We start from the raw sequence: 277 nt of genomic DNA, 5'->3' as shown, positions 1-277 counted from the left end.
CACTGGGTCAGGTTCACCACCACAATGCCACGCGAGCTCGCATCTTCAAGTTCTTGCAGAAACTCTTTATTTTGCGGTGCATTGCCCACGCCGTAGGAGCGCAAAATTAACGCTTTTACCGGCTGGCGCAGGAAGTTACGCACCACATCAGCGGAGATACCTGGGTAAATGGTGACTACGCCAATCGGTTGTGGAGTAATAGGATGAACAATCAGTTCACCTGCGCCGTGCGGTGCTGGCGGTGTTCCCAGTCGACGGATGTGGATCCCGGCTTCCA

Annotated in this window: 1 protein-coding gene; it reads right to left on the bottom strand. The window is 54.5% G+C overall.

Annotation, left to right across the window (positions count from 1 at the left end):
- The coding region (locus tag ACX9YW_RS22970) for an L-asparaginase family protein (RefSeq protein ID WP_460351038.1) at nucleotides 1-277 on the bottom strand (277 nt) is incomplete at both ends.

This window comes from Pseudoneobacillus rhizolycopersici, from assembly GCF_054786815.1.
The sequence above is the reverse complement of the archived record's forward strand: the minus strand, read 5'-3'. Positions and strand labels throughout refer to the sequence as shown.